The organism is Arthrobacter sp. 05N428_2, from assembly GCF_056397065.1.
On sequence record NZ_JBFTMR010000007.1, the window covers coordinates 147,991 to 161,939 of the forward strand.

14 protein-coding genes are annotated in these 13,949 nt (G+C 69.0%); 11 read left to right on the forward strand and 3 right to left on the reverse strand.

Annotation, left to right across the window (positions count from 1 at the left end; genetic code table 11):
• Positions 1-113 precede the first annotated feature (113 nt).
• Genes AC1DGI_RS10110 through AC1DGI_RS10125 form a run of 4 tightly spaced genes read left to right on the forward strand, consistent with a single transcriptional unit; the run spans position 114 to position 5,372 of the window.
• A complete protein-coding gene (locus tag AC1DGI_RS10110; RefSeq protein WP_441399803.1) occupies positions 114-1,898 on the forward strand; it encodes an ABC transporter ATP-binding protein in 1,785 nt (594 codons plus the stop codon).
• Positions 1,895-3,163 carry a phosphotransferase family protein gene (locus AC1DGI_RS10115; protein ID WP_476898695.1) on the forward strand — a complete coding sequence of 423 codons (1,269 nt, stop codon included), beginning with the start codon at positions 1,895-1,897 and terminating at the stop codon, positions 3,161-3,163. The genes AC1DGI_RS10110 and AC1DGI_RS10115 overlap by 4 nt, the downstream gene beginning before the upstream one ends.
• Positions 3,160-4,269, forward strand: coding sequence for a phosphotransferase (locus AC1DGI_RS10120; RefSeq protein WP_476898696.1), 1,110 nt, complete (start codon positions 3,160-3,162; stop codon positions 4,267-4,269). Before AC1DGI_RS10115 ends, AC1DGI_RS10120 begins: the two co-directional genes overlap by 4 nt.
• Positions 4,266-5,372, forward strand: a complete 1,107-nt coding sequence (locus AC1DGI_RS10125; RefSeq protein WP_476898697.1) for a phosphotransferase — start codon at positions 4,266-4,268, stop codon at positions 5,370-5,372. The genes AC1DGI_RS10120 and AC1DGI_RS10125 overlap by 4 nt, the downstream gene beginning before the upstream one ends.
• On the opposite strand, the gene AC1DGI_RS10130 is transcribed toward AC1DGI_RS10125, so the two are convergent.
• Positions 5,290-5,976 (reverse strand): uracil-DNA glycosylase, encoded by a 687-nt coding sequence (locus tag AC1DGI_RS10130; RefSeq protein ID WP_476898698.1) that lies wholly within the window; start codon positions 5,974-5,976, stop codon positions 5,290-5,292. The genes AC1DGI_RS10125 and AC1DGI_RS10130 overlap by 83 nt on opposite strands.
• Before the next feature lie 89 nt (positions 5,977-6,065).
• Between AC1DGI_RS10130 and AC1DGI_RS10135 the strand changes: the two genes are divergently transcribed.
• A complete protein-coding gene (locus AC1DGI_RS10135; protein WP_441399798.1) occupies positions 6,066-6,626 on the forward strand; it encodes a DUF488 domain-containing protein in 561 nt (186 codons plus the stop codon).
• Here AC1DGI_RS10135 and AC1DGI_RS10140 read toward each other — a convergent pair.
• A complete protein-coding gene (locus AC1DGI_RS10140) occupies positions 6,623-7,558 on the reverse strand; it encodes a serine hydrolase (protein WP_476898699.1) in 936 nt (311 codons plus the stop codon). The genes AC1DGI_RS10135 and AC1DGI_RS10140 overlap by 4 nt on opposite strands.
• A 110-nt stretch (positions 7,559-7,668) precedes the next feature.
• On the opposite strand from AC1DGI_RS10140, the gene AC1DGI_RS10145 reads away from it, so the two are divergent.
• The 3 genes from AC1DGI_RS10145 to AC1DGI_RS10155 all read left to right on the forward strand — a co-directional run bounded on the left by AC1DGI_RS10145 (position 7,669) and on the right by AC1DGI_RS10155 (position 9,568).
• Complete coding sequence (locus AC1DGI_RS10145; RefSeq protein ID WP_476898700.1) at positions 7,669-8,463, forward strand: hydroxypyruvate isomerase family protein; 795 nt, start codon at positions 7,669-7,671, stop codon at positions 8,461-8,463.
• Between the two features lie 112 nt (positions 8,464-8,575).
• Positions 8,576-9,055 (forward strand): thioredoxin-dependent thiol peroxidase, encoded by a 480-nt coding sequence (gene bcp, locus AC1DGI_RS10150; RefSeq protein WP_476898701.1) that lies wholly within the window; start codon positions 8,576-8,578, stop codon positions 9,053-9,055.
• Between the two features lie 78 nt (positions 9,056-9,133).
• The gene (locus tag AC1DGI_RS10155) at positions 9,134-9,568 is read left to right on the forward strand and encodes a DUF6855 family protein (RefSeq protein WP_441401854.1); all 435 of its coding nucleotides are present in this window, start codon (positions 9,134-9,136) and stop codon (positions 9,566-9,568) included.
• 86 nt (positions 9,569-9,654) lie between these two features.
• Here the strand turns inward: AC1DGI_RS10155 and AC1DGI_RS10160 are convergent, their stop codons facing one another.
• Entirely contained in the window at positions 9,655-10,503 is an 849-nt protein-coding gene (locus tag AC1DGI_RS10160) for a class I SAM-dependent methyltransferase (RefSeq protein WP_476898702.1), read from the reverse strand.
• Positions 10,504-10,684: 181 nt separating this feature from the next.
• Between AC1DGI_RS10160 and AC1DGI_RS10165 the strand changes: the two genes are divergently transcribed.
• From AC1DGI_RS10165 to purM, 3 genes are all read left to right on the forward strand, one after another.
• Entirely contained in the window at positions 10,685-11,011 is a 327-nt protein-coding gene (locus AC1DGI_RS10165; RefSeq protein ID WP_441401856.1) for a hypothetical protein, read from the forward strand.
• Positions 11,012-11,073: 62 nt separating this feature from the next.
• A complete protein-coding gene (purF, locus tag AC1DGI_RS10170; RefSeq protein WP_441401857.1) occupies positions 11,074-12,789 on the forward strand; it encodes an amidophosphoribosyltransferase in 1,716 nt (571 codons plus the stop codon).
• Complete coding sequence (purM, locus tag AC1DGI_RS10175) at positions 12,786-13,946, forward strand: phosphoribosylformylglycinamidine cyclo-ligase (protein WP_476898703.1); 1,161 nt, start codon at positions 12,786-12,788, stop codon at positions 13,944-13,946. The genes purF and purM overlap by 4 nt, the downstream gene beginning before the upstream one ends.
• Positions 13,947-13,949: the final 3 nt, after the last annotated feature.

The window sequence follows — 13,949 nt, forward strand, 5'->3', positions numbered from 1 at the left end:
CCCCGCAGGGACTGTGGCGGTGGAGGCGGCGCGGCCAAGGGGACAAACCAGTCTCCGGGCTCCGCCGCACCTTGCGGTGCGTCGGACCGCATCTGCGCGAACATCGGTTGCGGATGGTCATCGGATTCGCTGCCCTGGCCGCCGACGTCCTGTTTCGCTTGCTGGAGCCATGGCCGGTGAAACTCGTGATCGACGCCGTGACGCGCTCGCTCGGCGCGACCATCAAGAGGCCCGGGCCCACCCTCGAAGCCAACACGCAGACGCTGCTGCTGTGCGGCGCCGCGATTGTGGTCATCAGCGTCCTGCGTGCCATCGCCAACTACTGGTCCGCCATCTCCTTCGCTCTCGTCGGTTCCCGGGTCGCGGCCGACCTCCGTGCCCGCACGTTCCGCCATGTCCAGGGCCTGTCCATGCGGCACCACACGCGGGCGTCCTCCGGAGACACCGTCCAGCGGCTTGTCAGTGATGTCTCGCGCCTGCAGGACGTCGCCGTTACCGCCGGTCTGCCGATGCTGGGCAACGCCGTCACGCTCGTGGCCATGACCGTCATCATGCTGTGGCTTGACCCGATGCTGGCGCTGGTCGTCTTCCTGGCGGCCGGCATTTTCGCCCTCTTGTCGCGTCGGAGTTCGGGCTCGATTACGAAGGCAGCGGGTAAATCCCGCAAAGGTGAGGGAGCCTTGGCGACCACGGCCGCCCAGACTCTCGGGGCCATGCGTGAAGTGCAGGCCTACGGGCTTGAGGACACCATCAGCTCCAGCTTCCGGAAGAGCAACGCGGCCACACTCGGGACCGGCGTCGCCGCACTCCGGCTGGCCGCCGGCCTTGAACGGCGCACCGATGTGCTGATCGGCTTCGCCACGGCAATCGTCCTGGCCGGAGGCGGCTGGCGCGTGCTGGACCACTCGATCAGCCCCGGGGACCTGGTCGTCTTCCTCACCTACCTGAAGACCGGAATGAAGCCGCTGAAGGATCTTGCCAAGCAAACCAGCCGGATCGCGCAGGCCACGGCGTCCGGCGAGCGCGTGGCGGACCTGCTCGAGGCCGAGACGGATCTGCCCGAGCTTCCTGATGCCCGGCCGCTGGAAAGCAGCCACCCCGATGTCGTCTTCGAGGACGTCTCCGCCGGCCATGGCGAGGGGACCACCGTGCTGCACGGGATCAACCTGACGATTCCGGCCGGCGAGCGCCTGGCCATCCTCGGCCCGTCCGGTGCCGGAAAATCAACCCTGGCCAGCCTGATCCTGCGCATGATCGACCCCACCACCGGCACGGTCCGGGTGGGCGGCGAGAACCTGAAAGAGCTTCAGACCGCCTCGGTGCGCGCCCACGTCTCAATCCTGCTCCAGGACTCCGTCCTCTTCGGAAACACCGTGCGGGAGAACATCCGGTTTGGGCGCCTGGACGCCTCCGATGAAGACATCGAGCACGCCGCCGCGCTGGCCCAGGCGGACGACTTTATCCGTGCCCTTCCGGATGGCTACGACACGGTTTTGGGGGAAGCGGCCAAGGATCTCTCCGGCGGGCAGCGGCAGCGGATAGCGATCGCCCGTGCCATCCTCCGGCAGGCGCCGATCGTCATCCTGGACGAGGCAACCGCAGGGTTGGATCCGGCCTCCCGGGAATCGATACTGGATGCCTTGGAGGTCCTGACCCGCGGACGGACCTCCATCACGATCACCCACGATGCGTTCGCCGCACGCCTTGCCGACCGGGTCATCTGGCTCGAAGACGGGCGCATCCTCGAGGAAGGCCGTCCGCTGGAGCTGCTGCAGGACCCAGACAGCCGGTTCAGCAGGTGGTTGGGAGATCCGCCCACCACCCGGGCATCGGAGGAGCACGCAGAGGAGGATGACGGACAGCGGGTGGCGCTCCAGGACGTTGAGGTGCCCACGTGACTGCCTTGCGGATGCCTTTGCGCGTGGCCGACGTCTCGCTCGCCGGCCGGGACGACCGGCTGCCCTGCCTGGCCGTGGTCCTCGACGACGATCTGCTCTCCGAAGTCCTGGCGGAACCGGTCAGCATCACCCGGGTCCGGTACAAGCCGGGCACGTCGGCGCTCGTTGCCTTCCGCCGCACCCTTGACGGCACGGCAGAGTATGGCTGGGCCCTCACGACGCGCGGCAACGTCAAGCTGGACGGACGTGCCCGGAAGTCCGAGCGGCGCGGCGGGGGCCTGCGCCTCCTGCGGGCTCCCCCGCCCCACACCGACGCGTTGATCGCCGTCGGCGGGATCGAGGACGACTGGGCACTGGGCGATAATCTGCGCTGGCTTTCCGTACCGGGACTGGAAGAGCTCGGCGCCTTGCCGCGGCCCGGAACGGGACTCCTCGCCGGCGCCACGGTGCTGCGCTACAAGCCCGAGCGGCGTATTGTCCTGCTGCAGCCGCACGAGGATGCGCCGATCGTGATCAAGACCGCGGCCCATCCCGCCGGCGAGAGCGTGCACCGCCTCCAGCAGCGTCTGCGGCACCACGGAGTTCCTGTGCTGCCCATCCTCGGCGGTGCTGATTGCCGGGACCACGGCACCAGCGCCAGCCCGCTCTGGGGCGACCGGGATCTGGCGGCCAGCAACGACCCGGCCAGTGCCCGCCGGGCGGGCGAAGCCCTCGCCCGGCTGCACAGCATCCCGGCGGACGACGACGGCCCCGGCCGCCCCGCCGGGCCCGAAGCCCTCGTGGAGCGCCAACTCGCGGTAACCAGCGCCATGGTTACGGCGCTCGTCCCGGCGCTGGAACAGCGGGCCACACGCCTGGCGGCCCGGATCCGCCGTAGTTTGGCAGACGCTGACCGCGCCGACGGCGGAGCCGCCGTCGTCGTCCATGGAGACTTCTCCGCTGACCAGGTGCTGGTCAGCGGATCCGAGGTCCGCCTGATCGACTTTGACCGTGCCCGTGCGGGAGTTCCGGAAGCCGATCTGGGCTCCTTCGCCGCCGTCGAGGAAATGAGCCGCTGGCGTGGGGCCGCCGCGGGGCCGTCGCGCTCAGCACCCCTGCTGGCGGGTTACGTGGCTGCGGGTGGCCGGTTCCTGCCCGAAGCGGCGGAAGCCTGGACGGCGCTGCGGCTATTCGCCGGGAGTGTGGACCCGTTCCGGGACCGGTGCCCTGACTGGGCCGCTGACCTGTCCCGGCACCTCGACAGGGCCTCGGAGCTGGTCCCATGAGCTGGCTTCCGCCGCTGCCGAAATCAGCCGTGGACGATTCCGGCCGTACCTGGCAAGTCCGCCGGGCATGGCCGGACAGGACGCCGGGCGACTACAAACTGGAGGTCACGGCGGCCGGCGCGGCCGGCGTCAGGGCGGCCCACCTCCGGTCCGGGCACTTTGAGTTGGTCCCCGGGGACGACCCCGGACTGCCGGCCCTCCTGGCCGAAGCGCGCCACGGCGAGATCATCGCCCACCGGCCGCACACGCGCGCCGTGGTGCGGGCAGACGGGTGCTACATCAAGATCTTCCGCCCCGGCGAGGCGACTGTGCCCGCCGAACGCTGCGCACAAACGGAGATCCTGCTGGAAGCCGGCCCGTTCAGCGCGCCCAGGGTCCTGCGGAGCTCGGCGGATGTCATCGTTTTCAGTCCCCTGCACGGACGAACCCTGGGTGATTTGGGGAAGGACGGCATCACGGTCAGTGACGAAGCACTGGCCCCGCTGTGGGAGAACTGGTCGATCGCCTGGACCTCCCAGGTGGGTGCCGGCCACGACACCGCCGGGCTGGCCGCCTTGGCCGCGCTGCCGGTCCACTCGCCCGAGGTTGAAGTAGCCGATATGTGGCGGTGGGTGGACCGCTGGCTGCGTCACTACGGGGACCTGCCGGAAGCGTCCTCGCCACGTGCTGCGTTGTGCGGTTGGGCCGAGTACGTGACGGAGGAACTGCTCGGGTCCGCACCCGACCCGCTGGTTTGGGCCCACGGCGACCTGCACGACAAGCAGATCATCGCCATCGACGGCGGATTCGCCCTCGGGTTGCTCGACTTCGACGACACGGCACGGGCCGAGGCCGCCCTCGATCTGGCCAATTTGGACGTGCACCTGGAGTTCCTGGAGCGCCAGGAGCGCCTTGCGCCGGCCCGCTACCTCACGGGCCACCGGCAGGTAATGGCCGCCGCTGCCCGGTTGCAGGTCAGTCCGGACAGGTTCCGTGCCTATTCCGACGCCGCCTGGCTGCGTCTGGCCTGTTCGCCGTTGCCGGGGCGCTTGTCCCTGGCCCTCGCCGCGCTCGACGAACGAGTCACGCCGCCGCCGGTCCGCCGCGCCCAGGAGCTGATGACATGAGCTGGCACCCGCCCGTCCCGCTCTCCGTCCACGACGCGGACGGAGAGCTCTGGCTGGTCCGGCGGGCCTGGCCGGAACCCACCGCGGGCGACTACGTCCTGGAGCTCGCGGCGCCCGGGCGGCCGGGCGTCCGGGCCGCGTATCTCCGGGCCGGAGCGCTGGAGCTGCTGCCCGACGGCGGCGACCGGCGCCTGCCCGCCCTGGCGCAGGTGGAACCGCTGGGCGAGGTGGTGGTGCACCGGGCCCACAAGCGGGCCGTGGTCAGGGCCGGCGACCGCTATTACAAGATCTTCCGGCCCCGGCAGTCCGACGAAGCCGCGGGCCGGCACACCCGGACGAACGCATTCCTGGCGGCCGGGGACTTCCTGAGCCCTGACGTCATTTCCTACACCCGCGGCTGCCTCCTCCTGACCGCCCTCCCCGGCCGCTCCCTGTTCGAGCTGGGGAGCGACCCGGCCGCCAGCGACGCCGAGTTTGAGAAAATCTGGCAAAAATGGTCCCGCTGCTGGGTCCGCCAACAGTCCCTGTCCGGCACCGCCGCGCACCGGGCGTCCATGGCGGCGCTGGCACCCCGCACGGCCGCCGTCGAACTCGAAAATCTGCAACGGATGGTGGACCTCTGGCTGCTGCACGCCAAGGACCTGCCGGCGGCGCGGGCCGAGCGGGAGGCCGTGGCCGCGGCCGCGGTGCAGATCGCCCAACAGCTGGTGCGCACCGAGCCTGATCCGCTGGTCTGGTCCCACGGGGACCTCCATGACAAGCAGATATTCGCCACGGCGCCCGAGGCTCCCCTGGGGCTGCTGGATTTCGACGAGTCCGGGGTCGCCGAAGCCGGCGTCGACCTGGCCAACCTTGCCGTCCACCTGCGCCTGCGCCTGCGGCAACGGCGCCTGACCGCCGAGCGGTACCAGACCGCGCACTGCCAGGTCATCGCCGCCGCCGAGGAACTGCGGGTCACGCCGGCCCGCTTCGACGCCTACTCCAACGCGGCCAGCCTGCGGCTCGGCTGCCTCTACTCCTTCAGGCCCCAGTGGGCCGCCTTGGCCGGGGATCTCCTGCACGAGGCATCCCGGCGTCGAGCAGTTCCTGCAATCCCCGCTTGAAGCCGGACCGGCCGCCGTGTGCCGGGTGCCGAATTTTCGGCGCGTCGAAGCCGCTCCGCTGCAGGCTGCGGTGTGCCACATTCCCCACCGCCACCACGGTCTCGATCGCAAACACCTCGGCCAGGGCCTGCCAGAACGGGCTTCCCAAGGCCGCCTCGGAGGCCGTGGGCGTGCGGTTGGAGAGCGGCAGGCCGGGCTTGTGGGTATGCCACGGACACGCACTCCAGAGCAGCGGAAGGAAGTCCAGCTCAGCAAGGACCTCCCACATCACCGTGGCCGTCGGTTCAGCGGCAACACTGTCAGGGTCCGCCGGCAGCACGTACCCCTTTCCAGGCCCGAACAGGCCGAACCTGTCACTGCCCTGCTCGAGGATGGTGCGGCTGGTGAAGGGAATGCCGGTGATCTTCATGCCCCTGAACCCGGGGGCCTCGCCGACCAGCAGCACCTTCGGTGCGCGATCCAGCATTTCCTGCAGGTAGACCGCCAGGTTCCGCCGCCGGAGCCCATTCGCGGCCACGGTGTGATCAAAGAAGTTAGCGCAGCCGGGCCCTGTTTGCACGGCGGCGAGCCGGTCGACGAAGGCCGTGATGGAGGATGAAGTCATGTGGTGCCGCTTCCTTGGCTCGTAGCCCGACCAGACTACCGGGGCCACTCGCCCGAGGGCACCACCCCCCGGGCCTCTAGCATGGGGACATGACGGACATGACCATCTTTACGGTGGGGCACTCCACTCACCCCATCGACGAATTCATCGGCCTGCTCAGGGCCCACGGGATCAAGAAGCTGATCGACGTGCGGACCGTGCCGAAGTCGCGGCACAATCCGCAGTTCAACGCGGACGAACTGGCAGCGAGCGTGCGTGCCAGCGGGATCACCTACCGGCGGATGGAATCCCTCGGCGGCCTGCGGCACACCACCAAAGACAGTCCCAACGTCGCCTGGCGGAATGCTTCGTTCCGCGGCTACGCGGACTACATGCAGACCGCGGACTTTGCCGACGCCGTCGGCCAGCTGATCGAACACGGCCGGACCAACGATGCGGCCATCATGTGCGCGGAAGCCGTCCCGTGGCGCTGCCACCGCTCGCTGATCGGCGACGCGCTCTTGGTCCGGGATGTCGAGGTGCTGGACATCATGACGGAGAAATCCGCCAAACCCCACGCCCTGACCTCCTTCGCCCGGGTCGACGGCGACCGGGTGTGGTATCCGGCAGAGCAGCCGGATGCCACCGACCCGGGCACGCCGGGCACCTAGAAGACGGCGCCGGTCACGGCCCGGGTGAGCTGGTGGATGACGTCGGTCCGCTGAGGGATGTCTGCGTCGCTGTCGCCTTTGGTGTAGATGACGAGGGCGTAGGCGCTGCCGTTCTTGGCGAGGACTCCGGCGTCGTGCAATTCCCCGTCCAGCAGCCCGTATTTGTGAAAGACCTCGACGTCGGCGGGGGCCGCCGCGGGTATCAGCGATTCATAGTTGGTGTTCTGCATGTAGGACAACAACTCCGCGGTGTCGTCCTTATCGAGCAGCTTCCCCGAGTAGAGCCCAGCCATGACGCGGGCCATCTCGGCGGGAGTCAGGGTGTTGGATTCCGGGCTGTAGTTGACCCCGATCGACGACGCGTAGTCGCTGAGCTGCTGGTGGCCGACGGCGTCCATGATCAGGGACCAGGAGTCGTTGTCGCTGTCCTGGATCATCTCCTTGAGCTGGAACCCGGCGGTCCAGTCCCCCATCGGCTCGTTGAGGGACGCACCGCCCGATTCGACCAGGTGGTAATAGGCCGCGGCGGCCAGGACCTTCGCGGTGCTCGCTGCCTCGAACGCCTGCTGGACGCCGTAGTCGTGCTCTGTGCCGTCTGCCAGATCGATCAGGGACACACCGATCTGGTACTCGCCGTTGGCGTCGATGATGCCATTCAGCTCGGCGTCCAGGGCCGGACTGACGCCTGCCGCTGCCGCTGGAGCCGCCGGGGCTGCCGCTGCCGCTGGAGCCGTCGGGGCGGGCGGCGCCGCCGCGGCCRACGTCGTCGGGCGCCCCGCTGCTGAGCGGGCCTCCGCCGAGGTGTATACGGTGGCCGCCAACGTGACGGCGAGGACTGCGGTACACGCCCCCAGCAGGAGTCGGCGGCGCGCCCTGTGGGAGCGCCTGTTCTTATTGGGCCGTGGCCCGCGAGGCGGCGTGTGTTCTTCCATGATGGCTCCAAGCTAGCCGCGCCAGTTATGCCTAGGCTGTGAAAAAGCTGTCAGCCCCATCAACATCCAGATCAACCGCCCGCGTGGCGCATTCCGCAAGGACTAAAACCATGAGCTACACCGTGAACTGCTCCATCCTGCTGACCGAGCTCCCGATCTTGGAGCGGCCGGCCGCGGTCAAGGCGGCGGGGTTCGACGCCGTCGAGTTCTGGTGGCCCTTTGACCGTGCTATCCCGTCCGACGCTGAGGCCACGGCCTTCCAGCGGGCCATCACCGACGCCGGAGTGCAGCTCACCGGGCTGAACTTCGCGGCCGGGGACATGCCCGGCGGGGACCGCGGCCTGGTCTCCTGGCCCGGGCGCTCGGCCGAGTTCCGCGACAACATCGACGCAGTGGTGGGCCTGGGCGGCAGCCTAGGCTGTACCTCTTTCAACGCCCTCTTCGGCAACCGGATCGACGGCGAGTCAGCCGCGAAGCAGGACGAGCTGGGCATCCAGAACCTGGCCGCGGCGGCCGCCGCCGTCGCACGGATCGGCGGCACCGTGCTGCTGGAATCGGTCAGCGCCGCGCCGCGCTACCCGTTGCGCACGGCGGCCGACGCCCTTGGCCTGATCACCCGCGTGCGGGCCGAGACCGGCGTGGAAAACCTCGCGTTCCTGGCCGATTTCTACCACCTGTCCGTGAACGGGGACGACGTCGGCGCGGTCATCGAGCAGCACGCCGGTGCGTTCGGCCACGTCCAGATTGCGGACTCGCCCGGCCGCGGCGCCCCCGGTACCGGCAACCTCCCGCTCCGGCAGTGGCTGTCCCGCAGCCGTGCGCTGGGCTACGGCGGCCCCATCAGCCTGGAGTGCACCGGCCCTGCCGAGGAAGCATTCGACTGGGCCCGCGGCCACGCATTCTGAGACCCGGCTGGGCGGCTGGTCGCGGCCGTGCGCCGCCGTCGGAATACCGAAACCGCCCGTGGTGTTGTGCACCACAGACCGATTGCCAACCGCCTCCCGCGAAGGACCTCCCATGAGCCAGAACCTCACCGTCAAGCTCCAGCCCGGAACCCCGGCCCCCGACTTCACGCTTTCCGACGCTGCAGGCAAGCCGGTGTCCCTCGCCGATTACCGCGGCAAGAACGTCATCGTGTATTTCTACCCGAAGGCGGCCACCCCTGGCTGCACCACCGAAGCCTGCGACTTCCGCGACAGCCTGGCCTCGCTGCAAGGCTCCGGCTACGAGGTCCTGGGCATCTCGCCGGACGCCCCCGAGGCGCTGGCGCACTTCACCGGCGACTACTCCCTGACCTTCCCGTTGCTGTCCGACCAGGACCACGCGGTGGCCCTGGCCTATGGTGCCTGGGGCGAGAACCTGATCCGCGGCGAGATCACCGAAGGGATCGTCCGTTCCACCGTGGTTCTCGATCCCGAGGGCAACGTGAAGCTGGCGCAGTACAAGGTCAAGGCCGAGGGCCACGTCGCCGCGTTGAGGGACCAACTGGGTCTCTAGCCCTCGCGCCGGCCCGGCAACACTGGGTAGGCTCGGAGCAAGCAGCGCCGAAAGCGGCCTAACCCAAAGGCGGACCAAGTGGCAACTGGCACCAAGCAGGATCCTTGGGCGCTCAAGACAGCGCCGGGGACTTCGGAGTACACGATGTACCGGGACGAGCAATCCGATCCCCCGGCCCTGGTGTGCCAAGTCGGCTCCACCACGCTGAAGTACCACCTCCGAGCCCTCGAAGACCTTCAGCTGTGGCTGATGGAAAAGGACGACTGGGTGCCCTTGGGCGCTGCGGACGAGAACAAGCAGGCCGCAGAAGGAACCGTCGAGGCATGGGGACGGAGCCCGGAGAATCCCGTGGGCGGGTGGTACGGACTGCGGAACGGGTACCGCGGCCGGTTCGGCATGTACCTGCCGCCGTTGCTGGAGGCTTTGGGCCTGGCGGAGTTGACGCACGAAAAGCGCAATAACTCCGTGCGGGCCATCATTGCCGATGCCTCGGGACCAGCCGTACCGGCCTAGCCGCGCCTGCCTGGCCGCGGCTGCCTGGCCGCGGCTGCCTGGCGTAGGCGCACGCACACCCGACATAAGTCGGTCGCAAAATCGGACTAAGCCCGGGTGCCCGCCACCAGCGTCGCCGTCGACCGCAACCGGAGCGCACCCTCGTGCTCGTAGCGGCCCAGCAATTGGAATACGTCCGAGCGGATCAGCGACCGGGCTTCCTTATCCGCCGTCGCCAGTCCCATGGCCACCGTGGTAGCGATGTCCTCCATGAACTCCCAGTAGTCCTCCGGGGACTCGTGCACCAGGTCCGTGCTGACCGTCCGTTCCGCCACGTCCACCAGACCGGCATCCCTGAACATCCGGGCCATGAAGCCCGGCGCGGAACAGCGGAACAGCCCCGGCGTCCCCGCCGGCGGCTGCCGCAACTCGGTGTGCTGCGCGAGTGTGCCCAGCACGAGGCTGGCCCAGGGATTCGCCGCGGCCTTGCCCCAGACGGCCGCGCTGATCCTCGCCCCGGGCTTTGCCGTACGGACCATTTCCCGCAGTGCGAGCCGCATCTCGGGGAAGAAGTTGAAACCGAAGCGGCACAGCACCGCGTCGAAAGTTGCGTCATCGAAGGGAAGTTCAGAGGCCGGGCAGACGCTGAAGCTCACATTGGGCAGGCTCCTGGCCGCGGCCTTCTCCCTCGCCACATGCAACATCCCGGCCGAGATGTCGGACAGGACCACGTCGCCCTCCGGCACCAGCTCCGCGACTGTGAGACCCGGCTCGCCGGATCCGGCAGCGACATCGAGCACGGACGAGCCGGGCAGCAGCCGGGCATCCTGAATCATGGCGTCGCCGAAAGGGCGGTGCCAGCCGAGCAGTTCCGCATCCCATTTCTTCCAGCCCGCCGCGAACTGGTCCCAGATGATGCGCTGCTGGTCACGGATACTTTCCGCTGTGACTGACATGGTGGGTCCTTATAATCCGGACCGCACCCTCCCCCATCCCTAAGTCTGCCCTGCTAGCCGCGTTCCCGCTAGGCTTCCCGATCGCCGCGGCAGAATCGCACGAACGCACCACGGATCCGCGCCGCGGCCGTCCGGAATCGGTGCGAAAAACAGCGGCCGCCGGGGCAGTACGCTTAACGGCATGGCTTCTGAAGACACCCCCGTTGCGCCCGAACGCCGCGCCGTCACCGTCCGGCGCGCACCGAAGTACGTGCCGTTCCTGATCGCCGGCGCCCTGCTGGGCGGCGTCGTGGCCGCCGTCATCGCCTACGGCCTGCCCGCCGACGAGCGCTACGATGCCAACGCCGTCTTCGGCTTTTTCCTGATCTTCTGCGCCGCGGGCGGCGCCATCCTGGGCGCCGTCGTCGCGCTGGTGCTGGACCGGCTGAGCGTCCGCCGCGCCGAGCGCGCCGTCGTCGAGTCCGTTCCCGACTCAGTTCCGGAGACCGACGGCGAAGACCGCGCCTAGGCTGGCAGGTCACAAACCGGCCGCCGGAAAAGTCCTGGCGCACGACGTGAGATAATCGACCAGTGGCACGCGGCGATGGAAAACTTTCTCATGATCTTCTCCCTGGCGAAAAAGGCCCTCAGGACGCTTGTGGCGTTTTCGGGGTCTGGGCTCCCGGCGAAGAGGTAGCAAAACTCACCTATTACGGGCTGTACGCGCTACAGCACCGCGGTCAGGAGTCGGCTGGCATAGCAACCAGCGACGGCAAGCGGATCAACGTCTACAAGGACATGGGCTTGGTGTCCCAGGTCTTTGACGAGACCACGCTGAACACCCTGACCGGGCACCTGGCCGTCGGGCACTGCCGGTACTCCACCACCGGGGCGAGCCATTGGGCCAACGCCCAGCCCACCCTCGGCGCCACCGCCACGGGCACCGTTGCCCTGGCGCACAACGGCAACCTGACCAACACCGCCGAGCTCAAGGCCATGATCATGGACCGCAACGGCGGCCAGCTGACCGGCGAGATGAAGCAGGGCAACACCTCGGACACCGCCCTGGTCACCGCCCTTCTCGAGGGCGAGGAGGGCAAGTCCCTCGAACAGACCTCCCTGGAACTGCTGCCCAAGATCAAGGGCGGCTTCTGCTTCGTCTACATGGATGAAGGCACCCTCTACGCCGCCCGCGACACCTACGGCATCCGCCCACTGGTCCTGGGCCGGCTGGAACGCGGCTGGGTGGTCGCCTCCGAGCAGTCCGCCCTCGCCACCGTCGGCGCAAGCTTCATCCGCGAGATCGAACCCGGCGAATTCATCGCCATTGACGAACAGGGCGTCCGGTCCCAGCGCTTCGCCGAGCCGACGCCGGCCGGCTGCGTCTTCGAATACGTCTACCTCGCCCGCCCGGACGCCGCCATCGCCGGCCGCTCCGTGTACGAATCCCGCGTCGAGATGGGACGCCAGCTGGCCCGCGAGAACACCCAGGAAGCGGACATCGTCATCCCGGTGCCGGAGTCCGGCACCCCCGCCGCCGTCGGCTACGCCGAGGAATCCGGCATCCCGTTCGCACACGGCTTCGTCAAGAACGCCTACGTGGGCCGGACCTTCATCCAGCCCTCCCAGACGCTGCGCCAGCTCGGCATCCGGCTCAAGCTCAACGCGCTGGACTCCGTGATCCGCGGCAAGCGCGTAGTGGTGGTCGACGACTCGATCGTCCGCGGCAACACCCAGCGCGCCATCGTGCGGATGCTCCGGGAAGCCGGCGCCGCCTCGGTACACATCAAGATCTCCTCCCCGCCGGTGAAATGGCCGTGCTTCTACGGCATCGACTTCGCGTCCCGTGCGGAGCTGATCGCCAACGGCGCCACGATCGACGAGATCGCCCAGGCCATCGGCGCGGACTCGCTCGCGTACATCTCCGAAGACGGGATGATCGGCGCCACCCGGCAGCCGCGCGAACGCCTCTGCACCGCCTGCTTCACCGGCCAGTACCCAATCGAGCTCCCGGGCGCCGACAAGCTGGGCAAGAACCTGCTGGAACGCCCCGACTCCGTCGGACAGTCTGTCGGACAGCCCGGCGGGCTGCCCGCGGCCGCTTCCGCTACGGCGAACGTCGCATCCGGAACACGGGCGGCCGACGGCGGCGCGGCTGACGGCATCGGTGCGGGCGTTGACCCGGCCGAGAAGGCCGGCGCCACCGGCTGTGATCCCGGGCCGGACGCTGAATTCGAAGAACTGCTCACCGACGCCGACCGCGTCCCCGCCGCCAAGCCTGATGCCGACAAGAAAGAGCCAGTATGACTTCCGCTTCCCCGGCCGCTGACACAAACGACGCCCGGAACACCGGCATCACCTACGCCTCCGCCGGCGTCGACGTCGAAGCGGGAGACCGCGCCGTCGAACTCATGAAGGACGCCGTCAAGGCCACCCACAACTCCTCCGTGATCGGCGGGGTTGGCGGTTTCGCCGGCCTCTACGACGTCTCGAAGCTGTTGACCTACAAGCGGCCGCTGCTGGCCACTTCCACGGACGGCGTCGGCACCAAGGTCGCCATCGCCCAGGCCATGGACATCCACGACACCATCGGCTTCGACCTGGTCGGCATGGTGGTGGACGACATCGTCGTCGTGGGCGCCGAGCCGCTCTACATGACGGACTACATCGCCTGCGGCAAGGTTGTTCCCGAACGCATCGCGGACATCGTCCGCGGCATCGCCGCGGCCTGCTCCGTTGCCGGAACCGCCCTGGTGGGCGGCGAAACTGCCGAGCACCCGGGGCTGCTGGGGGAGCATGAGTACGACGTGGCCGGCGCTGCCACCGGCGTGGTCGAGGCGGAGTCCCTGCTGGGCCCGGACCGCGTCCGCTCCGGCGACGTGGTGATCGGCATGGCCTCCTCCGGCTTGCACTCCAACGGCTACTCCCTGGTCCGCCGCGTCATCAACCACGCCGGCTGGGCCCTGGACCGCGAGGTCTCCGAATTTGAGCGCACCTTGGGCGAGGAGCTCCTGGAGCCCACCCGGGTCTACGCCGCGGACTGCCTGGACCTGGCCCGTGCCTTCCCGGTCAACAGCTCCAAGGGCGTCCACGGCTTCAGCCACGTCACCGGCGGCGGACTGGCCGCCAACCTCGCCCGGGTCCTGCCGCAGGGCCTGCTGGCCACCGTGGACCGGGCCACCTGGGAGCTGCCGGCCATCTTCAAGCTGGTCTCCGAACTCGGAAACGTCCCGCTGGCCGACCTGGAGCGCACCCTCAACGTGGGCGTAGGCATGGTGGCCATCGCCTCCGCCGAGGCGGCCGACGCCGCGGTGAACCACCTGAACGCCCGCGGCCTGCCGTCCTGGATCATGGGCACCGTCGGGGAAGACTCCGACTCGGTCCTGAAGACCGGTCCGGACTACGTCCAGGGCGCCAAGGGCGTCGACGGCGGCGCCGTCCGGATGGTCAACGCCTACCTCTAAACC